The sequence below is a fragment of the Chitinilyticum litopenaei DSM 21440 genome (assembly GCF_000428145.1).
Lineage (GTDB): Bacteria > Pseudomonadota > Gammaproteobacteria > Burkholderiales > Chitinibacteraceae > Chitinilyticum > Chitinilyticum litopenaei.
This window is the reverse complement of sequence record NZ_ATZJ01000032.1, coordinates 16109-37848: the sequence shown is the minus strand read 5'-3', so window position 1 is coordinate 37848 and position 21740 is coordinate 16109. Positions and strand designations below refer to the sequence as shown.

At 62.9% G+C, this 21740-nt stretch carries 19 protein-coding genes; 10 read left to right on the top strand and 9 right to left on the bottom strand.

Features of this window, described 5'->3' with window-relative positions; genetic code table 11:
* Positions 1-30 precede the first annotated feature (30 nt).
* The 4 genes from glgC to glgB all read right to left on the bottom strand — a co-directional run bounded on the left by glgC (position 31) and on the right by glgB (position 7512).
* Entirely contained in the window at positions 31-1305 is a 1275-nt protein-coding gene (glgC, locus tag C515_RS0112235) for a glucose-1-phosphate adenylyltransferase (RefSeq protein WP_028455772.1), read from the bottom strand.
* A gap of 391 nt (positions 1306-1696) precedes the next feature.
* Positions 1697-3325: an alpha-D-glucose phosphate-specific phosphoglucomutase gene (locus C515_RS0112230; RefSeq protein ID WP_028455771.1), complete on the bottom strand. Its 1629-nt coding sequence runs from the start codon at positions 3323-3325 to the stop codon at positions 1697-1699.
* Between the two features lie 4 nt (positions 3326-3329).
* The gene (gene glgX / locus C515_RS20845) at positions 3330-5309 is read right to left on the bottom strand and encodes a glycogen debranching protein GlgX (RefSeq protein ID WP_051304893.1); all 1980 of its coding nucleotides are present in this window, start codon (positions 5307-5309) and stop codon (positions 3330-3332) included.
* Entirely contained in the window at positions 5302-7512 is a 2211-nt protein-coding gene (gene glgB / locus C515_RS0112220; RefSeq protein WP_051304892.1) for a 1,4-alpha-glucan branching protein GlgB, read from the bottom strand. Before glgB ends, glgX begins: the two co-directional genes overlap by 8 nt.
* Before the next feature lie 271 nt (positions 7513-7783).
* Between glgB and malQ the strand changes: the two genes are divergently transcribed.
* From malQ to C515_RS0112200, 5 genes are all read left to right on the top strand, one after another.
* A complete protein-coding gene (malQ, locus tag C515_RS0112215; protein ID WP_028455769.1) occupies positions 7784-9394 on the top strand; it encodes a 4-alpha-glucanotransferase in 1611 nt (536 codons plus the stop codon).
* Between the two features lie 126 nt (positions 9395-9520).
* On the top strand, positions 9521-10543 hold the full coding sequence (locus tag C515_RS22595) for a hypothetical protein (protein ID WP_051304891.1): 1023 nt from the start codon (positions 9521-9523) through the stop codon (positions 10541-10543).
* Positions 10544-10654: 111 nt separating this feature from the next.
* A complete protein-coding gene (locus C515_RS23575) occupies positions 10655-10888 on the top strand; it encodes a hypothetical protein (RefSeq protein ID WP_144290444.1) in 234 nt (77 codons plus the stop codon).
* Between the two features lie 99 nt (positions 10889-10987).
* A complete protein-coding gene (locus C515_RS0112205; RefSeq protein ID WP_028455768.1) occupies positions 10988-11578 on the top strand; it encodes a DUF6707 family protein in 591 nt (196 codons plus the stop codon).
* Between the two features lie 93 nt (positions 11579-11671).
* Entirely contained in the window at positions 11672-12217 is a 546-nt protein-coding gene (locus tag C515_RS0112200) for a CbrC family protein (RefSeq protein ID WP_028455767.1), read from the top strand.
* 33 nt (positions 12218-12250) lie between these two features.
* On the opposite strand, the gene C515_RS0112195 is transcribed toward C515_RS0112200, so the two are convergent.
* Positions 12251-12733, bottom strand: coding sequence for a GNAT family N-acetyltransferase (locus C515_RS0112195; RefSeq protein ID WP_028455766.1), 483 nt, complete (start codon positions 12731-12733; stop codon positions 12251-12253).
* Positions 12734-12849: 116 nt separating this feature from the next.
* Here C515_RS0112195 and C515_RS0112190 point away from each other — a divergent pair, with 116 nt between their 5' ends.
* Entirely contained in the window at positions 12850-13707 is an 858-nt protein-coding gene (locus C515_RS0112190) for a hypothetical protein (protein WP_028455765.1), read from the top strand.
* Positions 13708-13941: 234 nt separating this feature from the next.
* On the opposite strand, the gene mutY is transcribed toward C515_RS0112190, so the two are convergent.
* The gene (gene mutY, locus C515_RS0112185) at positions 13942-14982 is read right to left on the bottom strand and encodes an A/G-specific adenine glycosylase (RefSeq protein WP_028455764.1); all 1041 of its coding nucleotides are present in this window, start codon (positions 14980-14982) and stop codon (positions 13942-13944) included.
* The gene (locus tag C515_RS0112180) at positions 14979-17222 is read right to left on the bottom strand and encodes an AsmA family protein (protein ID WP_028455763.1); all 2244 of its coding nucleotides are present in this window, start codon (positions 17220-17222) and stop codon (positions 14979-14981) included. Before C515_RS0112180 ends, mutY begins: the two co-directional genes overlap by 4 nt.
* Before the next feature lie 266 nt (positions 17223-17488).
* Between C515_RS0112180 and C515_RS20835 the strand changes: the two genes are divergently transcribed.
* Both C515_RS20835 and C515_RS22590 read left to right on the top strand, forming a co-directional pair.
* A complete protein-coding gene (locus C515_RS20835) occupies positions 17489-17950 on the top strand; it encodes an acyl-CoA thioesterase (protein WP_081686929.1) in 462 nt (153 codons plus the stop codon).
* On the top strand, positions 17944-18414 hold the full coding sequence (locus tag C515_RS22590) for an LEA/WHy family protein (RefSeq protein WP_051304890.1): 471 nt from the start codon (positions 17944-17946) through the stop codon (positions 18412-18414). Before C515_RS20835 ends, C515_RS22590 begins: the two co-directional genes overlap by 7 nt.
* 56 nt (positions 18415-18470) lie before the next feature.
* On the opposite strand, the gene C515_RS0112165 is transcribed toward C515_RS22590, so the two are convergent.
* Together C515_RS0112165 and C515_RS20825 are read right to left on the bottom strand one after the other, a co-directional pair.
* The gene (locus tag C515_RS0112165; RefSeq protein ID WP_043649347.1) at positions 18471-19229 is read right to left on the bottom strand and encodes a class I SAM-dependent methyltransferase; all 759 of its coding nucleotides are present in this window, start codon (positions 19227-19229) and stop codon (positions 18471-18473) included.
* Positions 19223-20056, bottom strand: coding sequence for a M90 family metallopeptidase (locus tag C515_RS20825; RefSeq protein ID WP_051304889.1), 834 nt, complete (start codon positions 20054-20056; stop codon positions 19223-19225). Before C515_RS20825 ends, C515_RS0112165 begins: the two co-directional genes overlap by 7 nt.
* Before the next feature lie 212 nt (positions 20057-20268).
* Here C515_RS20825 and C515_RS0112155 point away from each other — a divergent pair, with 212 nt between their 5' ends.
* Together C515_RS0112155 and C515_RS22585 are read left to right on the top strand one after the other, a co-directional pair.
* Positions 20269-21222 (top strand): Nudix family hydrolase, encoded by a 954-nt coding sequence (locus C515_RS0112155; RefSeq protein ID WP_043649330.1) that lies wholly within the window; start codon positions 20269-20271, stop codon positions 21220-21222.
* A complete protein-coding gene (locus C515_RS22585; RefSeq protein ID WP_051304888.1) occupies positions 21222-21668 on the top strand; it encodes a hypothetical protein in 447 nt (148 codons plus the stop codon). Before C515_RS0112155 ends, C515_RS22585 begins: the two co-directional genes overlap by 1 nt.
* The last annotated feature ends 72 nt before the right edge of the window (positions 21669-21740 follow it).

Sequence of the window (21740 nt, the reverse complement as noted above, 5' to 3'; positions counted from 1 at the left end):
CAAAAAACCGACATCGCAAAATCCCGGATTTCAGAGCTTGGCCAGCATGTCGCGGGTAACGAGTACCACGCCGTTTTCGCTGCGGTAGAAGCGGCGCGCATCTTCCTCGGCGTTTTCACCGATCACCATGCCATCCGGAATCTCGCAGCTGCGATCAATTACCACGCGGCGCAGGCGGCAGGAGCGGCCGATGGTCACGTCCGGCAGAATCACCGCCGAATCGATGGTGCAGAAGGAATGCACGCGCACCTTCGAGAACAGCACGGAATTAAGCACCAGCGATCCGGAAACGATGCAGCCGCCGGACACCAGCGAATTGAGCGTCATGCCGTGGCTGCCGTTGCGGTCCTGCACGAACTTGGCTGGCGGCAGCTGTTCCTGATACGAATGAATCGGCCAGTCGCGGTCATACATGTCCAGCTCGGGGGTCACGGATGCCAGATCGAGGTTGGCGGCGTGATAGGCATCCACGGTGCCGACATCGCGCCAGTACGGCGCGCCCGATTCATCGCTCTGCACGCACGACAGGCCGAAGGGGTGCGCATAGGCCTCGCCCTGGCTGACGATCTTCGGAATGAGATCCTTGCCGAAGTCGTGGCTGGAGTCGGGGTTGCGGATGTCGTCTTCCAGCAGTTGCGCCAGATAGTCGGTGTTGAAGATGTAGATGCCCATCGACGCCAGCGAGATGTCCTCATTGCCCGGCATGGCGGGCGGGTCGGCCGGCTTTTCCACGAAGGCGGTAATCTGGCGGTCGGCATTGACTGCCATCACGCCAAAGGCGCTGGCCTCGTTGCGCGGCACCTCGATGCAGGCCACCGTGCACTTGCCGCCTTTTTCGACGTGGTCGAGCAGCATGCGCGAGTAATCCATCTTGTAGATGTGGTCACCCGCGAGGATCACCACATACTCGGACTTGTAGGTGCGCACGATATCGAGGTTCTGGTAGACCGCGTCGGCCGTGCCGCGATACCAGTGCTCCTCGTCCACACGCTGCTGCGCGGGCAGCAGATCGACGAATTCGTTCAGCTCGGCGCGCAGGAACGACCAGCCGCGCTGCATGTGGCGCAACAGTGAATGCGACTTGTATTGCGTGATGACGCCGATGCGGCGAATGCCGGAATTCAGGCAGTTGGACAGCGCGAAGTCGATGATGCGGAACTTGCCGCCGAAATACACGGCCGGCTTGGCACGATGGTCGGTCAGCGCCTTCAGTCGCGAGCCGCGCCCGCCGGCGAGCACCAGCGCGACGGATTTGTTGGGCAGCTGGCGCGCCAGCGTGATCTGGTCCAGGGTTTGCGTCTTCATGGTTGTTCTCCCTTCCTCGTTCTCGATGGGCTTGCCGCCCTATTGGTTTTTCTGATTATTAATCCACCCCTCCAGAAGTTTGCATTTCCGTAGGAGCGAGCTTGCTCGCGAAGCCTTGCTGATCGCGAGCAAGCTCGCTCCTACGAGTGAAAACATCAGAGGGCCCGATCAATAGATAGCTGCCTCAGCAAGCATTCACAAACAGCCCGGCATCCAGACTGCAAACGTTTCGTTAACCCCTCTGGATTCCGGCCTTCGCCGGAATGACGGCAAGAAAGCTGAAGCGATCTTGCCAATCAGCTTGGCTGTTGCAGCAGAAACACACATACATCAACATGTATATGGCCAAAGCCAAATGCGAAGAATGGCTAAGGCCACATACCCAGCAATATCACGTTACAACAGTCGGCTCGGTGCGGCCGGTACGCGCTTCGATCTGCGCCAGCTCGCGCGAGATCGTGATCAGCGCCGCCAGTGCCGACTGGGTGTCCTCACCGTGCCCCGCGGCATCGGCCACATAGCGCTCCAGATACACGCGCAGCGTGGCGCCTTCGGTGCCGGTGCCGGACAGGCGATAGACAATGCGGCTGCCGTCTGCAAACAAAATGCGCACACCCTGCTTTTTCGATACCGAGCCATCAATCGGATCGGTGTAGGCAAAGTCGTCGGCCATCTGCACGGTATGGCCGCGCAGCGTCTGGCCGGCCAGCGTGCCGACGAGCGCGCGCAGATGCTCCATCAGGCCATTGGCCGCTTCGGTATCCAGCCCCTCGAAATCGTGGCGCGAATAGAAGTGCCGCCCGAATCGCGCCCAGTGCGCACTCACCAGTTCGGTCACGCTCTTGCCCGTGGCGGCCAGCAGGTTCAGCCAGAACAGCACCGCCCACACGCCGTCCTTCTCGCGCACGTGGTTGGAGCTGGTGCCATACGACTCTTCGCCGCACAGCGTGGCGCGGTTGGCGTCCAGCAGATTGCCGAAGAATTTCCAGCCGGTAGGGGTTTCGAATGCTTCGATGCCCAGCGCCTTGGCGACGACATCAACCGCCTGCGAAGTCGGCATCGAGCGCGCCACGCCGGCCAGGCCATCCTTGTAGCCCGGGATCAGCGTGGCGTTCGCCGCCATGATGGCCAGCGAGTCGGACGGGGTCACCGCCAGCTTCTTGCCGACGATCATGTTGCGGTCGGCGTCGCCGTCGCTGGCGGCGCCCAGATCCGGCGCATTTTCAGCAAACATCACTTCCATCAGCTCGTGCGCATGAGCCGGGTTCGGATCGGGATGATGGCCGCCGAAGTCTTCCAGCGGCTCGCCGTTGACGACGGTGCCGGCTGGCGCGCCGAGCACGCCCTCGATGATGTGCTTCGCGTACGGGCCGGACACGGCGGACAGGCCGTCGAAACGCATGCGGTGGCCAGCGGCGAACCAGGCGCGAATCGCGGCGAAATCGAACAGGCTGGCCATCAGCTCGCTGTAGTCGAGCACGGAATCGAGCACCACGACCTGCATGCCGGCGAGCTGGCCTTCGCCCAACGTGTCGAGGTTGTAATCCGCTGCGTCGGCCAGCCTGTATTCGGCAATCGTCTGCGTGCGTGCGTAAATGGCTTCGGTTACCGCTTCCGGGGCCGGACCGCCGTTGCCGATGTTGTACTTGATGCCGAAATCGCCATCCGGGCCACCCGGATTGTGCGAGGCCGACAGCACGATGCCGCCGACCGCGCCGTATTTGCGGATTACGCAGCTGGCTGCCGGCGTGGAGAGAATCCCGCCCTTGCCCACCAGCACTTTCGCCACGCCGTTGGCAGCGGCCATTTTCAGGATGGTCTGGATCGCCGTGCGGTTGTAATAGCGGCCGTCGCCGCCGACTACCAGCACGCCGCCATCGAGTTCCGGCACCGAATCAAAAATCGCCTGCACGAAGTTTTCCAGATAGTGCGGCTGCTGGAAGACGGTCACTTTCTTGCGCAGGCCGGAGGTACCGGGGCGCTGGCCGGCAAAGGCCGTGGTGGCAATGGTCTTGCTCATGCGTTCATTCCTGTCCATCAAAGCGGGTGAGTACGGTCACGCTGCGCGCGGCGACGCGGCAGTCGTGCAGTTTGTGTGAAGTCTGGGCATCGCCAGTACTGGCCAGCCTCAGCTGCCAGCCACCGGCCGGCAAATGAAAATGCAACTGGTGCGCCGAGGCATTGAGCAGGATCAGCAAGTCACCCGCCAGCAGGATCATCATTGCGCGCCCGGCCGCGTCTTCCCAGTCGTGCGGGTGCAGCGCATCACCAGAGGGGTTGAGCCACTGCACGTCGGCGGATTCGCCCGCTTCGGCGCCGCGCCACCAGTGATTGCTGGTGAGTGCCGGGCAGCTTTTGCGAATGGCGATCAGTTCAGCAACGTAATCGGCCAGCCCGGACTGGGCGTTCTGCCAGTTGAGCCAGGTGATGTCGTTGTCCTGGCAATAGGCGTTGTTGTTGCCCTGCTGGCTGTGGCCCAGCTCGTCGCCGGCCAGCAGCATCGGCGTGCCCTGGCTGAGCAGCAGCGTCGCCAGCAACGCTTTCTGCGCGCGCTCGCGCAGCGTGTTGATGCCGGCGTCGTCGCTCGGGCCTTCGACGCCACAATTCCACGACAGATTGTGCGAATGGCCGTCGCGGTTGTGTTCCTTGTTGGCGAGGTTGTGCTTGTGGTTGTAGCTGACGAGATCGCGCAGGGTGAAACCGTCGTGCGCGGTCAGGAAATTCACGCTGGCCTGCGGTGCGCGTCCGCCATGCTGGAAACGGTCACTGGAAGCAGCGAAGCGGCGTGCGAACAGGGCGCGATTCACGCCGTCGTGCAGCCAGAACTGGCGCATGGCGTCGCGGTACTGATCGTTCCACTCGCCCCAGCCGGCAGGGAACTGACCAAGCTGGTAGCCGCCCGGGCCGATGTCCCACGGCTCGGCGATCAGCTTGACCCGGGTCAGCAGCGGATCCTGCTGCATCGCCACCAGCAAGGGCGCAAGCGCGCTGAAGCCGCCGTTGACACGCCCCAGAATCGGCGCCAGGTCGAAGCGGAAGCCGTCGACATGGCATTCGCCGACCCAGTAGCGCAGCGCATCCATCACCAGCTGCACCACACGCGGATGCGAGAGGTTCAACACATTGCCGCAGCCGGTCCAGTTCTCATACTCGCCATGACCGTTGAGCACGTAATAGGCAGCGTTATCGATGCCGCGATAGCCCAGCACCGGCCCCGGCGCATCCAGCTCTGCCGTGTGGTTGAACACCACATCGAGTACTACCTCGATGCCGGCGGCGTGCAGCGCCTTCACCGCGTCGCGGAACTCCGACAGCGGCGTGGTGCCGGCCCGGCCCGACCAATAGCGCGATGCCGGCGCAAACCAGGCCAGCGGGTTGTAACCCCAGTAGTTTTTCAGACCGAGATCGATGAGCCGCGGCTCATCCAGAAAGTACTGCACCGGCAGCAGCTCGATGGCGGTGACGCCAAGCTTTTGCAGGTGCGCGATGATCGCCGGGTGCGCCAGCGCCGCGTAGCTGCCGCGCAGCTCGGCCGGAATCTCCGGATGCCGCATGGTCAGGCCGCGCACATGCGCTTCGTAGATCACCGTCTCGCCCCAGGGCGTGCGCGGCGGCGTATCGTCGCCCCAGTCATACGTTTCGGCAGTCACGCGCGCCAGCAGCGGCGTCTTGCCGAATTCGCCGACGACGTCGCGGGCATACGGGTCGAGCAGCAGCAGTTCGGGATTGTGGCGCAGGCCGCGCTCGGGCGCCCACTCGCCACTTACTCTATAGCCGTATACAGCCCCGGCCTTTACACCATCGAGTCTGCCAAACCATACCCCGTTCTCACACTGGGTCAGTGCGTAGCGGGCCTGTTCCTGCGCGCCATTCGCATCGAACAGGCACAGCGTCACGCCGCTGGCCGCGCCGGCATAGAGCGCGAAGTTCACCCCGCGCGCGTCCGGCGTCGCACCCAGCGGATATGGCAGCCCGGTTGATAGGCTCACAGCCTGATCAGCCATCGTCACGCGCCAGATAAATGACCGACAGCGGCGGCAAGGTCAGCGTGATCGACTGCGCGTGGCCATGCAGCGGATGCGCTTCACTGGTCACACCGCCATTGCCGGTATTGCTGCCGGCATAGAAGGTCGAATCGGTATTGAGAATCTCGCGGTAATGCCCCGCATCGGGAACGCCGATGCGATAGCCATGGCGCGGCACCGGCGTGAAGTTGCACACCACGATCACCGGGCGACCATTGTCCGCATAGCGCACAAACGCCAGCGTCGAATGCTCGGCATCATCCGCCACCAGCCACTGGAAGCCGCGCGGGTCGAAATCGATCTCGTGCAGCGCCGGTTCGTGCTGGTAGACGCGGTTCAGGTCGCGCATCAGCGCCTGCACGCCGGCGTGCCACGGGCCCTCGGCAAGCAGATGCCAGTCGAGGCTGCTGTCATGGTTCCACTCGCGCCCCTGGCCGAATTCGCCGCCCATGAACACCAGCTTCTTGCCCGGATGCGCCCACATGAAGGCGTAGTAGGCACGCAGATTGGCAAATTGCTGCCAGCAGTCGCCCGGCATCTTGGCGAGCAGCGAGCCCTTGCCGTGCACCACTTCATCGTGCGACAGCGGCAGCACGAAGTTTTCCGTAAAGGCATACAAGAGCCCGAAGGTCAGCTGGTTGTGATGGTGCTTGCGATGAATCGGCTCTTTCTGGAAATAGCTGAGCGTGTCGTGCATCCAGCCCATATTCCACTTGTAGTGGAAACCCAAGCCGCCCATTTCCGGCGGCCGGCTTACCGCCGGAAACGCCGTCGACTCTTCGGCCATCGTCATCGCCTCGGGGCGCTCGGTGCCAACGGTCGCATTCATCCGGCGCATGAAATCGATGGCTTCCAGATTCTCGCGGCCGCCAAACTGGTTCGGTACCCACTCGCCTTCGCGGCGGGAATAGTCGCGGTACAGCATGGACGCCACCGCGTCGACGCGCAGGCCATCGATGCCGAAGCGCTCGACCCAGTACAGTGCATTGCCGATCAGGTAGTTGCGCACTTCGTTGCGACCGAAGTTGTAGATCAGCGTGTTCCAGTCCTGATGGAAACCTTCCTTCGGATCGGCGTGCTCGTAGATGTGCGTGCCATCGAAGGTCGCCAGGCCATGATCATCGGTCGGGAAGTGGCCAGGCACCCAGTCCAGCAATACGCCGACGCCAGCCGCATGCGCCGCCTCGACGAAATAGCGGAAATCTTCCGGGGTACCGAAGCGCGAGGTAGGCGAATAAAGGCCTAGCGGCTGATACCCCCAGGAACCATCAAAGGGATGCTCGTTGATCGGCAAGAGTTCGATGTGGGTGAAGCCCAGATCGGCCACATAGGGCACCAGTTGTTCGGCCAGTTCGCGGTAGGACAGCCAGCGGTTGCCCTCTTCCGGCACCCGCCGCCAGGAACCCAGATGCACTTCGTAAATCGACACCGGCGCATTGAAACGGTTGGCGCTGCGGCGCGCATCGCTGGGCTCCACCCACGGCGGCAGGAAGGCCACCCGTGACGCGGTGCTCGGGCGCAGCTCGGACGCGAAGCCATAGGGGTCCGACTTCAGGCGGATCTGGCCGTTGGCATCCAGAATTTCGTATTTGTAATTGCTGCCAGCCGGAATATTGGGCAGGAAAATTTCCCACACCCCGCAGCCCACGTGCTTGCGCATCGGATGCCGCCGGCCGTCCCAGCCGTTGAAGTCGCCGACCACCGACACGCGCCGGGCATTCGGCGCCCACACGGCAAACGCCACGCCGCCCACCTCTTCCATCGTGCGCGGGTGGGTACCCAGGCGCTCGTAAGGGCGCAAGTGTGTGCCTTCGGCCAGCAGCCAGACGTCCTGTTCGCCCAGCGTCGGGGCAAAGCGGTACGGGTCTTCCAGATCGAATTCGTGTTCGCCCCAGCGAACCAGCAGTCGATAGGCAAAGGCATTCTTGCGGCGCGGCACGCTGCCGGCAAAGAAACCGCGCTCGTCAATGCGAGCCAGCTCGACCAGCTTGCGGCCGGTTTTGGCATCCAGCACGCTCACCTGATCGGCGCCGGGGAGCCAGGCCCGCACCTGCAGACCGGTGTCGGTCACGTGCATGCCCAACAGGGCAAAGGGATTGTCATGCGTGCCGCTGCAGATGGCCTCGATCGCGGAGGCATCCAGGACTGCGGCTTCGATTTCTGCGCACGGGGGGTTCAGCATATCAATCCTCGCTGGTCATTGTTTTTATTCGGCGCCCGACGCAAGGCTCAGGCGAGCCTTCTATTTGTCAGCTGATACACCATATTCGTAAGCTGGCATTTCCCGGGGGAAACGCTTGCGCTTCCAGCAAAAATGCCACATAACGGGCGATGCAGGCCAGCATTGCCGGCTTGCTGCAGCACAATATGCGACAGGCTGCGCCTTGCTTACCGCGCAGTTTACCGAAATATTACTTACCAAAATATTACAATATTAAATTCAGGGATAGCCCATGACCTTCAGCCGCGCTTCCGGCCTGCTGGCCCACATCACCTCCCTGCCCTCGCCCTACGGCATCGGCGATCTCGGCCCCGCCGCCTACCGCTTTGCCGACTTTCTGCAGACGGCCGGCCAAACGCTGTGGCAAGTGCTGCCGCTGGGCGTGACCAGCTACGGCGACTCGCCCTACCAGTCGTTTTCCACCTTTGCCGGCAACCACTACCTGATCAGCCCCGAGCTGCTGATCGCCGACGGCCTGCTCACTGACGCCGACATCCCGGCGCTCGCGTTTGATGCGCAGCGCATCGATTACGGCAGCGTCATCCCGTGGAAAATGACCGTGCTGCGTGCGGCATGGCGCAACTATCAGGTCAGCCCGCCTGCCGCCTTGAAAAAGGAGTTCGCAACCTTCTGCAAGCAGCACGCCTGGCTGGATGACTATGCGCTGTTTGTCGCCTGCAAATTCCACTTCATCGCCGCACGGCAGAACGATTACGAAACGCCCGAGTACCAGAGCTACTACCAGCGCCTGGCCGGGCGATTGAGCGACAACCAGATCAAGGACTGCTACTACGGCGCGGTATGGAATTCCTGGCCCAAGGAGCTAGCCGCACGCACTCCCAAGGCATTGAGCCACTGGCGCAAGACGCTGGCCGATGACGTGCCCTTTTATCAGTTCCTGCAGTTCCTGTTCTTCCGCCAGTGGGCGCAACTCAAGACCTACGCCAATGAGCGCGGAATCCGGCTGATCGGTGATATTCCGATTTTCGTCGCCTTCGATTCGGCTGACGTGTGGGCAAACCAATCCCTCTTCTGCCTCGATGCCGCCGGCGACCCGAATGAAGTCGCCGGCGTACCGCCCGATTATTTTTCCGCCACCGGCCAGCTCTGGGGCAACCCGCTGTACGACTGGCCCAGGCATCAGGAGCAGGACTTTGCCTGGTGGATAGACCGCATCGCCGCACTGCTCGCCACCACCGACATCGTGCGCATCGACCACTTCCGCGCCTTTGCCGCTTACTGGGCGGTGCCGTTCGGCGAAGCCACGGCGGTGAACGGCCAGTGGAAAAAATCGCCGGGCAAGGCGCTGTTTGCGGCCATCGAAAAGGCACTGGGCAAAAACCTGCCCATCATCGCCGAAGACCTCGGCATCATCACGCCGGACGTCACCGCCTTGCGCGAAAAGCTGGGCCTGCCCGGCATGAAGGTGCTGCAGTTTGCCTTCGATGCCGACGCGGCCAGCGACCACCTGCCGCACAACTATCCGGACAGCCGCACGGTGGTCTACACCGGCACACACGACAACGACACCACGCTGGGCTGGTATGGCGTGGCCAATGACAAGGCGCGCGACTACTTCCGCCGCTATCTGAACACCTCGGGCGAAGCCGCAGGCTGGGATCTGATCCGGCTGGCGTGGTCCACCAGCGCCCTCTTCGCCATCGCACCGGTGCAGGACGTACTCGGCCAGGGCACGAGCGCCCGGATGAATAAGCCGGGCAAGGCCAGCGGCAACTGGCAGTACCGCTTCAGCGCCGACGCGCTCACCAGCGGACAGGCCGAAGGGCTGAAGTACCTGAGCCAGCTGTACGGGCGCAATGGGCTGACGCTACCACAGGCATAAAACCATGGGTATTGCCATGTAGCCATTCATTTTAAAGGAATGCAGGGCAATACCCATAAAAATACAGACAAGGCAGAATAACACCGAGCACAACTGCGAAATTTCGAGCACGCAAGGAGTATTAATTTGAAATTCAAGTGGGACGCAAGCACCCTCCACATCCCCCTCAGCATCCTGATTTTCTTGTCTTGCCTGCTCCTGCCTGCGGTTTACACCAGCGGTGATTTCGATTCAGTCCCAGCTCTGCTTTATTTGATATCTGGCTGGATAGGCCCTTTCGATGGCCACTTCTCATGGTTTGCTAATCCACTATTTCTGGCCGCACTGATTTATAAAAATCAGATCAGGAAATCCTGCCTTCTTGGATTAAGTGCCCTTGCGCTGGCACTCTCATTCCTGCTTTACAAAGAGATGGCGAATGGAAACTCGCACTCCCCGATCACATCCTACGGCTGGGGGTATACCCTGTGGGTCACATCACTTGCTGTATTTTCGGCCGGGCAATTGCTACGAATACTTGGCAGCAAAGACTGGCTAGTCATAGCGGCCTCTACGTCAATCGGTATCGCATTGCTTACCGCATATACAGGCTACTACCTTACGTCAGAAAACTCCATTTACATCGTAAACAAAGAACGGGCTAAAGAATTCCAGCGAAGATGCGCCTCATCAGGCGAGCAGATATTCAAACGTACGAGTGATGTGAGTGGTATTTTTTATGACCCAGCCTGGGAACGAGAAATAATTACCGCCCCGAAAAATTTTACTCACACAAACAGTGTTGGAACTCTGGGAGACGGCAGCATAAATAGTGGCCTGCTACTTTTTTATGAAACAAGGGATGAGGAAAATCCTGGTAAATACTTGAAATATACCCTTGAAAATCGCCGGGGCATCCCGACCGAGAAATTAGAGAGTGAGTACGAAGTCAAAACCGTTTTTTACAACACCTCCGATCGGCTCAGCATTTACGGCGCCACAGTGACCATCAAAGACTTGCGCGACAATTCAATCCTTGCCACATCCACACATTTCGTGGAAAACAAAAACGGGAAATTTTGCGGAAATAGTCGAGGGGGTTTTTCAACCAGCCGGTTCATAGATGAGGTACTCAATTTGAAACGCCAATACCCCTCTACCTACCATTAATTAGAGTAGCCCGCGTAGATTCAAATATTGTAAACATGTTCATCTTGATCAAAAACACCCAACGCCGAAACTGATACATGACCAGTCGGATGATTAAACGATTGAATAAACATGAAACTCGAAATCGATCAGCGAAATCACAGCGGGCTTTGCAGACTACCCATGGAAATCACTATGAAAATCTCGAATAGCATCATTGCCAGCCACGCATTTCTGCAGCCGATGTATGCAGATGCCTACTTCCCGAACTTTAGTGCCGACGCGCTTACCTCCGGACAGGCCGAGGGGCTGAAGTACTTGAGCCAGCTGTACGGGCGCAATGGGCTGACACTGCCGCAGGAATAAGCCCAAGGGTATTGCACCACAGCCCTTTGCCATAAAGTCTCGCAAGGCAATACCCATAAGCCGTCTCTGATACCCCTCTCGATCTTAAGACATGAAACCATGAACACCCCGATTGCAATCATCCTGCAAGGCTGCGCCGCAGCAGCCAGCCAGCTCAATCCACGCGACGCCGAAAGCATTGAGCGCGCGGCAAAAGCGCTGCTCTATGCCTATGTCTTCGAGCTGGCCGAGCCCAGCCGGCAGCTGAGCGAGCAACTGGCGGCCTGCCCTCCCGGAAACATGGCGAACTGGGAGTCCACCAAACTCGGCCATGTCGTGCCGGCAGCCCGGCTTGGCGGTACAAGCAATGCGCAGCAGATCGCGTTGCGTCAAAAAGAGGAGGCCATGGTTGCCGAAAGTGACGACCCGGAGATCAGCGCCAGGGTCATCGCGCGGCGCTTGCGCGGCTCGATGATCAAGACGGACAAGATCGATCAGGCCTTGAGCAACGGCGACGTCGACATTGCAGTGATGCGCCGCATCACGCAGATTGGCGAACTACTGTTCATCGCCGCCATGGGCGGCTCGGAAGCCTTCCCCGCCAGCCAGGCCATGACGCTGATTGCCGAGCATGCACAACACATCAGACAGGACAGCGAGCGAGTCGATCTGCGCGGCATCTATCCGTTTGATGAATTGCTTGCAGCTTGATCAGCCCGCGCAGGTACGAATAGCGCAGCGTATTCGTACGCATGGAACATAAAACTCAGCCCGCAGCGAGAGCACACTTTCAAGGATTACAGCATGGCCCTCCCCACCTTCAAATATCACCCCGATCCGCTCGCCACTGGCGCCATCATTGCCGCTGACGACGAATGCGCCTGCTGCAGCCAGAGCCGCGGTTACATCTATACCGGCCCCGTGTACTCCGAAGAAGAACTGGACAACGCCCTGTGCCCCTGGTGCATCGCGGACGGCTCGGCGCATGCGCAATTCGACGCCAGCTTCACCGATGAAGCCGGCATTGGCGGCGGCGGGGAGTGGGACGACGTAGCCGACGCCGTACGGGAAGAAATCGCCTATCGCACTCCCGGTTTTGCAGGCTGGCAACAGGAACGCTGGTGGAGCCATTGCCAAGGCGCGGCGGCATTTATCGGCCGCGCGGGCAAGAGTGAACTGCAAGCGCTGGGACAGGAGGCCATTCTCGCCATCCAGAATGACGCCGGCCTGGACGACGGCCCCGACTGGGATGAGTTTTTCAACGCGCTCGACAAGGACGGCTCGCCAACGGCCTACCTCTTTCGCTGCACCTGCTGTGGCACGCTGGGCGGCTATCAGGACTGCGATTGAGATCCGCAATGAGCAACGTCCCCCTGCTACAGGTCAGTCCAGCTGCCGCCGCATACGGGCATTGTCGAACCACTGCCCGCGACAGTGCACGCGCTGCACCGCTTCGACCGCAAAACCGTGGCGCAGGAAGAAAGGCTGAGCCGTCAGGCTGATCTCCCCATATACGCTTGAGAGCTTCATTCCGGAAGCCTTTTCCAGCAAAGCCCTCAGCAACATACCCCCATAGCCCCTGCCCTGCAGCTGACCGTGCACGTAGAAACAGTCGATAAGGCCATCGTGCTGCACATCGGCGAATGCCACGACTTCGCCGGCTACGTCGATCACCAGCGGCTGCAAGGCCAGAATGCGTGAATGCCAGTCCGGTGCATCCAGTGTTGCCGGCGCCCAGGCCGCGCACTGTGCGGGCGTGTAGTCGCGGCTGCACACCTGGTGTATGGCGGAGTGGAATACGGCGAACAGCGCCGGGCCGTCTTGCTGAACGGCCTCACGTAAAAACGCGCCAGCCTTGCTGCTCATTGGCCTGCCTCCGGGCTGAACCCTCCCGGACCAGGCGGGCAAGGATCCATTTGATCAAGAAATCGGCAAGATGGCCGATTAGTCAGCATATCGTCAACAACACATCAGAACTAGCGATGACCACCATTTTGCCGTTCCGCTCTGCGCCGCACTGGCCAGACGTGTTGCGCAAGGCAGACAACAACCCACAAGACGCCGAACAGCCGCCAGCCGGGGCGACACCTCGTCCAGCTGGCGGCAGCGGCCTGTTCGACAGCCTGAACCGGATGAATGAGGAGACAGCTCGCAGTCGCAAGGATGCGGCAAAGGCGCGCATGGCCCAACTGAAGGCGCAGCTGGACAACCTGCTGAAATTTGCCGGCATCGGCAAGGGCAATCCCCGGCTCGTGGCACAACTGGCCAGGGAGTTGAAAGCGCTGGTGAGCCAGTATGGCGGTGCTGCCGGCTCGCCAGCCGCACAGTCGGGCACGCCGCAGGGTGCAGCCCAAAGCATGGTCGGCGCGCAGGCCGCACCGGCCAACAGCGCGCAAAGCGGCCAGCAGGCCAGCGAAACCGCAGATTCAGCGAGCCTGGTTACCTCGGCCGCCCAGACTGCCGGCACCAGCCCGGCAGGCGGTACCGACAAGGCTGGCGAGGATGCCGGCCAGCCAGCGGATGCCCCGCTGGCAACGGGTGGCCAGGCACAGCGCAACGGCGGACTGAGTGGTGAAGATCAAGCCTTTCTGGACGAGGCACGCGAGCTGGCCCAGAAAATCAAGGCCTTGCTGGCGCAGGAAATCCGCAAGAAACAGGCCGAAACGTCAGACAGGGACGAGCGCGATGCACGCGCGGCCATTGCCGACATGGAGCAGACGATCAAGGACAGCGAGACCGCGCTGGCCGGCAGCGGCATGGCCAGCGTCGCCAGCGCCGGCTATGACGCCAGCGGCGGGCTGACGATCAGCGTGCAGGCCAGCTTCTCGGCCAGCGCCTGAGCGCATACACAGATACCTATTTCCACCAAGGCAAATAACCAAAATGGCTACAGGGGCATACCCCCCTTGCAAGCCATCTCGCATCAAACCATCCCGCATTACGTCATGGCGGCGCAACCATGGCAGCGAAACGGGACGCAGCTCCAGCGGGGTCATCACACAGGCCTTGCCACTGGCCGCAGCCTGCGGCCGCGTGCTGCTCAGAGCATCCGCAGTACGATCACCCGGATCACTTCAAGCCTCAAGCAAACTGCGCAAGGGCTTGGGGATGCCGGCGGCCAGCGCGTCGCTGACCGCAAACCACTGCAGCCCGCTTTCGCGCGCCTGCGGGATTTCGCGCAGCAGGGTCGCGTATTGCGGGGTGATGGTCAGGCGGTAGTGGCTGAACACGTGGACGAAATCCTCGCCGGTTTCATCCAGTTCGATTTCGCAGCCCAGCTGCTTGCGCGCCACGGCTTCGGCAGCCAGCGTGCTTGGCGCTTCCGGCAGGCACCACAGCCCGCCCCAGATGCCGGTGGGCGGGCGCTGCTGCAAGAGGATGCGGCCAGCACCATCGCGAATCAGCAGCATGACGGTGGCCCTGGCGGGGATGGTTTTCTTCGGCTTTGGGGTCGGCAGTTCCAGTTGCCGGCCGTCGCGCCTGGCCACGCAATCATCCTGCAGCGGGCAGGCGAGGCAGGCCGGCTTTTTCGGCGTGCACACGGTAGCGCCCAGATCCATCTGCGCCTGCGTATAGGCCGGCATGTCGGGACTATCGGGCAACAGCGAATCCGCCAGCGCCCACAACTGTTTCTCGACCGCCTTCTGCGCCACCATCCCCTCGATGCCGGCCCAGCGCGCCAGCACGCGCTTGACGTTGCCATCCAGAATCGCGGCGCGGGTGTTGAAGCTGAAAGCGGCAATCGCGGCGGCCGTCGAGGCGCCAATACCGGGCAGAGCGCTGATTTCAGCTGGGCTGCGCGGAAACACGCCGCCATGCTTATCCATGACGACCTGCGCGGCCTTGTGCAGATTGCGCGCGCGCGTGTAGTAACCAAGGCCGCTCCACAGCGCCAGCACGTCGTCTACCGGCGCGGCGGCCAGGCTGGCGATGTCGGGGAAACGCTCCAGAAAGCGCTGGTAATAGGGAATGACGGTAATCACCTGCGTCTGCTGCAGCATGATTTCCGACAGCCACACGCGGTAGGGGTCGCTCACCTGCCAGGGCAGGTCGTGGCGGCCGTGCGTGGCGTGCCAGCCCAGCAGCCGCCGGGCGAAGGGAATTGCGGTGCTCATCGGCGGGCGGGGGCAACGGCGCGGGGCTGGACCTTGGGCTGGCTGGCCTGCCGCGTCTCGATCTGCTCGCGCAGGCTGGCGTAATCGACCTCGTACAGCGGCTTTTCCAGCGGGCCGCGCACGTGCACCGGCACGTTCAGCCCCTGCAGGCCGGCCAGCTCGGGAACCCTGGGATTGGCGCGGGCGAGGATGCTGTAATCCATCGTCCCGGCAGCGAAATCGACGACGCCGCGTCCCTGCAGGGCCAGCACGCCGGCATCCAGCGCCAGGTCGTTGTTGGTGGCCACGCCGTGCCGCAGCGAGAAATCGGCCTGCAATTCGGTAAATGGCGTGCGGGCATTGATGTCGCCCAGCTTGATTTCCTCGCCATTGAGCACCTTGATCTGCTGGTTCACCACGCGCAAGAGCGCGGCAAAGTCGAGACCGCGGATCGCCCCTTTGGACAGGGCCAGACGCACGCTGCCGCCAGCGGTACGCCGGAAATCACTCATGCGATCGCCCACGGCCGCCACATCAAGAATCACCGAACCAAAACCTTCGAAGCGATCGGTATCGAGCACATCGACCAGCAGGCTGTTGATGTTCATCTTGCTGAGCCGCTGCTGCAGCCGCACGCGCGCCTCCGGCTTGCTGCCGTCGAGCTCGAAGCGCCCGGACAGCTGCCCGTCATACAGCCGCGCCGACAGGGGGTCGAGCACCAGCTTGCGATCCTGCGCGGCCAGCCGGAAGGCCAGCTCGTTGATGTGCATTTTCTGCAGCACCAGCTCGCCGATGCGCACCTGCCCCGAGGCGTTCAGCCGCTCCAGCCACCACAGGTCAAAGGGCTGGTCGGGATTGACGTCCCGCGCGCCCTCGCTCACCACCGGCAGATAGGGGGTCAGATCCAGCTTGGCCAGATCGAAATCAACCTGATAACTGGGATTGACGAAGTTCTCGATGGCAATGCTGGCGCGCAGCGGCGAATTGTCGAGTACGCCGTTGTTGTCAAAGCTCAGCGTTTCATTGCGCAAATCCAGGCTGCCGCTGCCTTCCAGCGCCAGCTGGATGGCGCCGCGCGGCAGCGCGCGATTGCTGTAATTGCCCTGCAGGCGGTATTGCGGCAGACGGAACAGCGAGCCGCGATGCACTTCCAGCGGGCTGGAAAAATTGAGCGCCAGCTGCTGGCGCGGGCTGGTCAGCTCGACCTGGATGCGCGCGGAATCGGTGCGCAGCACGCCCTGGCGCGTTCCCGCCAGCGTCGGCACCTCCAGCGAGGTGGCCAGCTGCCCGGACGGGCTTTTCATCGTTACCCCGAGCTTGAGGCGGTGCAGCGCCAGCATGCCATCGGCAAAGCGGATTTCCGGAATGTCGAGCTCGGATTGCCAGCGCTGTCCGGCGCGCAGGCCCGTGGCGCTGAGCTTGAGCTGGCCGCCGACAAAGCGCAGCGGATTCCAGCTGAAATCGAGATTGCCGATGGCCTTGATGCTGCCCTTGCTGAGCTGCAGCTGCGGCGCGCTGTCGCCCAGCTGATCGATGGTGAGCTGCAGCTCGGCGATGCGCAGCCGGCGCTCCTTTTCGGCGTAGCGCATGGCGGCCATCGCGTTCAGCTCGCCCTGCCAGTAGCGGGTTTTTTCGTCCGGGCCGAACTGCACGACGCCGCTCGCGCTGAGCTGGCCGTTTTTCGGGTCGGACAGGTTTTCCAGGCTGACATCCAGCGCGCTGGAGCGCAGCGACTGGCCGAGGAACTGGTCATCAAAACGCAGGCGCGCATCGTCAAAGTGCACGGCCGTCAGGGCCACGCGGATGCCCGAGCCCTCCACGCGCAGCAGATCGTCGAAATTGAAGCTGCCATCGTCACGGCGCACCACGCGCAACTCGGGCCGCTTGATTTCCAGCTCGCGCAGTTTGGGTCGCCCGCGCAGCAGCGACCAGAGCTCCAGTCTTGCCGTCAGCGCATCGGCCAGCGCAAATGATTGCTCGGGCTGGCCCGGCTCGCTCAGCGATACCTGTTCGAGCAGGATGGCCGGGCGCGGCAGCAGCACGGCGCGCGCGCGGCCGTCGATGCGCAGCGTGCGGCCCGTGTCGGCGCTCACCGAGGCGGCCAGGAACTGCTTGAGGGAATCAAAGGAGAGGAAATAGGGAACGATGCCGACCAGCAGCAGCACGCCCAGGAATCCCAGCAGCCAGGCGCGAAACTTGCGCGCGTGCCGCCACTCGAGGTGCACATGGTGCTGCCAGTGCCGCGGGTTATGCCAGTCCATGCCGGCCGTCGAATTTGCTGAGCATGCGCGCGATTATGTCCAACACCCGGCGGAATTTCAAAGCCAAGCTGCCGTTAAAATGTCGCGCGGAGATGGATGCGGCTCGCGACGGCGGCAAAAATGCAGACGTTTGCCATTAAAAATCAACACCATAAGCGCATTACGCGCCAGACCATGGCCAGAGCCGAGGACGGAAAAGCCGGCCTGCACGCATGGCGTCCTGCTAGAATCCTTCCGCCTTTTCACCCTTCCCGGCTGCCCGGCTCATGAGTCATGTCTCCACGCTGAAAGTGCACGGCTTTCATCTCGATCTCTACGGTCATGTCAACAATGCGCGCTATCTGGAGTTCCTTGAAGAAGCGCGCTGGAATTTCCTCGATGATGCCGGCAGCCTGCCCTGGTTCATGGCGCACGGCTATCTGCTGGTGGTGAGCCGCATCGCCATCGATTACCTGCGCCCCGCCGGCATGGGCGACGTGCTGCGCATCGAAACCCGGCTGGCCGGGCTGGAGCGCCGCAGCGGGCGCATTGCCCAAACCATCCGCCGCGCCGACAACAACAAGGTCGTTGTCAGCGCCGAAATCACCTTTGCCGTGCTGCACCCGCAGCAGCGCGGGGCCCTGCCCATCGAGGGCGAGATCGCCGAGCACCTGCTGCGCGGCGCCGCCACGCCCGATCATCCGGACCATGGGCGCCCGGCAACCGCCCATGGAGAAACCGCATGCTGAACACCCTGCGCACGCTGCTTGTTGTGCTGAGCGCCTTCCTGCTCGGCGCCTGCTCGACCACCACCGGCCCGCTGCAAAAGCCGCAGGTCAATATCGCCGGCCTCAGTCTTGAAGAGCTGGGCTTGTTCGAGCAGCGCTTCGAATTGCGCCTGCGCATCAGCAATCCCAACAGCTTCGCGCTGCCAATGGAAGGCCTCAAGGCACAGCTGGAGATCAACGGCCAGCCCTTTGCCGAAGGGCTCAGCAATGAAAAGGTCAGCCTCAGGGGCCTGGCCGATACCGAAGTGAAGGTCAGGGTCACCACCAATCTGGGCAGCGCGCTGAAAACCCTGAACAAGCTGCTGGCCAGCCGCACGCCGCTGCAGTACCGCACGGCCGGCACGCTCTACCTGCCGCTGGTGCCGGGTGGCCTGCCCTTCGAACGCAAGGGCGAGCTGACGCTGAGCGACGCCAGAAACAAATAGGGTATTGGCCTGCAGCCATTTACCCTGAATGGTAGCAGAGCAATACCCTTGATTATTCAGGCGGGCAGGTAGCCATCGAACCGCGTGCTCTCGCCGGGAAACTGGAAATTCGGTTTCACGCCCGCCAGAAACGGCGCGAGTTTGGGGCGCTTGACCACGACCCGCTTGCCGGCCACTGCCCTGGCCGGCGCCAGCAGGGCATCGGCATCCGCATCGCCGCCGATCAGCGTCTGGAAGGCGGCCATTTCTTTCTTGGCGCGGGCGCGCCTGTCCGGCTCGGGAAACATCGGGTCGACAAAGACCACATCCCACTTTTGCCCCGCTGCCTGCGCCTGCAGCAGAAAACCCAGCGCATCGGCATGCTGCAGCGTCATGCGTGCAGCAATCGCCTGCACCGCCGCGTCATCGCACGCCGCCGCACGCGCCAGACCATCGGCCAGCAGCGCGGCGGCAACCGGATGGCGCTCGACGAGCGTCACCGTGCAGCCCAGGCTGGCGAGCACAAAGGCATCCCGCCCCTGCCCGGCGGTCACATCCAGCACAGCCGGGCGCTGCTCGCCCTTCACGCCGACGGCGCGCGCCACCGGCTGGCCGGCGCCGCCACCGAACTTGCGGCGGTGCGCCGCCGCACCACCGGCAAAATCGACGCAGACCACGCCTTTTTCACCGCGCTGGTGCAGGTTCAGCCTGCCGTCCTGCCAGACCAGCGCACAGGGCGCGTCCTCCGGCCAGTCCGGCCACAGCGGCAGGGCAAAACGCGCGGCCAGCGCCAGCGCTTCGGCACTGGCGCCCTCCTGCAACAAACCGGCTACCACCACAGCATGTTCTCCGTCTTCTGCGCATCGTCAGGCAGCGCACGATAGCGGATATCGGGCAGGCGCGCAGCCGGATCCTGCCGGTAGAACAGCTGCAGCTGCTCGTACACCGCCGGGTATTCACGCTTGAGCGTGTGCGGCCACTCGAAGAAATATTCGCTGAACACGGCAAAGCACTCGGCCGGCGTCTCGGCGGCATACGGGTCGATGCTGGTGTAATGCCCCAAATCGGCGCGCTGCTGCAGATGGCCATAGGCCTGACTGAACACCTGCTGCCAGCGCCGGGCATCCATGCCGGCATGCAGCGGCGGATTGCCATTCGGATAGCCGCTGCGCATGTCGAGCTTGTGCGCCAGTTCGTGAATCACCACATTCCAGGCGTCCAGCTCGACCGCGTGCTGCGCATCCTGCCAGGACAGCACCAGCGCGCCGCCCTGATGCGCCATGCCGGCGTAGGTTTCCTCGTACTCGTGCACGACGCCGATGGGGTCGGCATAGCGCATGGGACCACGAAACTGGCCCGGGTAGAGCACGACTTCGCGCCAGTCGTCGTAGGCGTCCTGCCCCAGATTGAGAATCGGCAAGGCCGCCTGCGCGGCCAGCCGCGCCAGCCCTGCCGCATCGGGCTGCAGGCCATCAAGCGGGGTAATCACCTTGCTGGCCAGAAAGTGGTCGGCAATCCGGCGCAAGCGTGCCAGCTCGTCCTGATTCAGGCCGCGAAACAGCGGCGCGCTGCTGGCGTGCTGCCAGAGCGCGTCGTCCAGCTGCAGGGCGGGCCGTGCGGGGCTGGCGCCCAAACCCAGAGTGCGTTTCAGAAATGACAGCATGGTGATCCCGTGAATGTGAGCGGTACGATTCTGGGCCGCCGCTCCGGCCAACCGGATCAGGTCACGCTGAAACCGCGGTATTTCTGGCGCCAGCGCGGGCTGGCGGGAGACGAGGCTTCCAGGACCCTGTTACCGCCAGATAGGGCCGGATCGGCGAACTGCAAGCAGGCATGCGCTACAATCGCGCTTTTGTTGCGTGCCCGCCCACTGCCATGACCCAGCCCCTGCATCCCCGCATTACCCGCGTTGCCGCCGGCATCCTGCTGCGTGACGGCCAGTTCCTGCTGGCCAGCCGCCCGGCCGGCAAGGCCTACGCCGGTTACTGGGAGTTTCCCGGCGGCAAGCTGGAAGACGGTGAAACGCCGCATGACGCACTCTGCCGCGAGCTGCACGAGGAAATGGGCATTACCGTGACTGCCGCCACGCCCTGGCTGGTGCAGCGCTTCGTTTACCCACACGCGCATGTCGAGCTGCACTTTTTCCGCGTTACCGGCTGGGAAGGCATGCCGCAACCGCAGGAAGGCCAGCAGTTCGCCTGGCAGTCGGCCGGCGCGCTGACGGTGTCACCCATCCTGCCCGCCAACGGCCCCCTGCTGCGCGGCCTGGCCATGCCGGATCATCTGGTGATCTCGAACGCGGCAGAACTGGGCGATGCCTTTCTGCCGGCGCTGCAGCGCCGCCAGGCTGCCGGCCTGCGCTGGCTGATCCTGCGCGAACCGCAACTCGCCAGTGCCGATTACCGGGCGCTGGCCAGCGAGGTGCTGGCGCTGGCACGCCCAACGCAGTGCCGGGTGCTGCTGCATCGCGAGATCGAGCTGGCGCAGGAGCTGGGCGCCGCTGGCGTGCATCTGCCCGCAGCGCAATTGCTGACGCTGACCGAGCGCCCGCGCGGGCTGGACTGGGTGGGCGCGTCGACACACAACACCAGCGAGCTCGCCGCCGCACAGGCGCTCGGACTGGATTACGCGCTGCTGGGCCATGTAGCGGCAACGGCGAGCCATCCGGGCGAGGCCCCGCTGGGCTGGGAAGGCTTTGCCGCCTGCATGGCTCCCGGCTGGTCGCTGCCGGTCTACGCGCTGGGCGGCATGACGACGGATGCGCTGCCCACGGCGCTCGCGCACGGCGCACAAGGCATCGCCACGCTGCGCGCCGGCTGGGCAGACTGATGCCACGGCCGCTGCCAGCCCTTCTCTTTATCGCTGCCTGCATCCTGCTGGGTGTGGCATGGCTGAACGCCGACCGCCTGCGCCAGCTGGCCGAACCGCAGGGCGCCATCGCCCACAGCCTCGACTGCCCGCAGTTGCAGGCTGGCTGCACCTTCGAGCTGGCCGGCCGCGCCTTTCATCTGAAAACGGCTGAGCAGCCACAGCCTGGCCAGCCCTTCGAGTTGCGGTTGCGCGGCACGGCGCGGACGGTGAGCGCCTCCTGGCGTATGGAGGGCATGGACATGGGACCAAACCGCTATCGCCTGCTGGCAAGCGACGGCCAGCAATGGTCTGCGCGTACCGCCCTGCCGCTGTGCACGGCCGCGCGCGACGACTGGCAGCTGTGGCTCAGCATTGATGAGCGCCTTGTGGTGGTGCGCACCACGATCGCGCACGGCAAAAACTGACAAAACCAGCAATTTTTACGTCATCGCAGCCATCTTGCAGAAATGGGCCGGCGCTGTAGATTAAGAATTGAT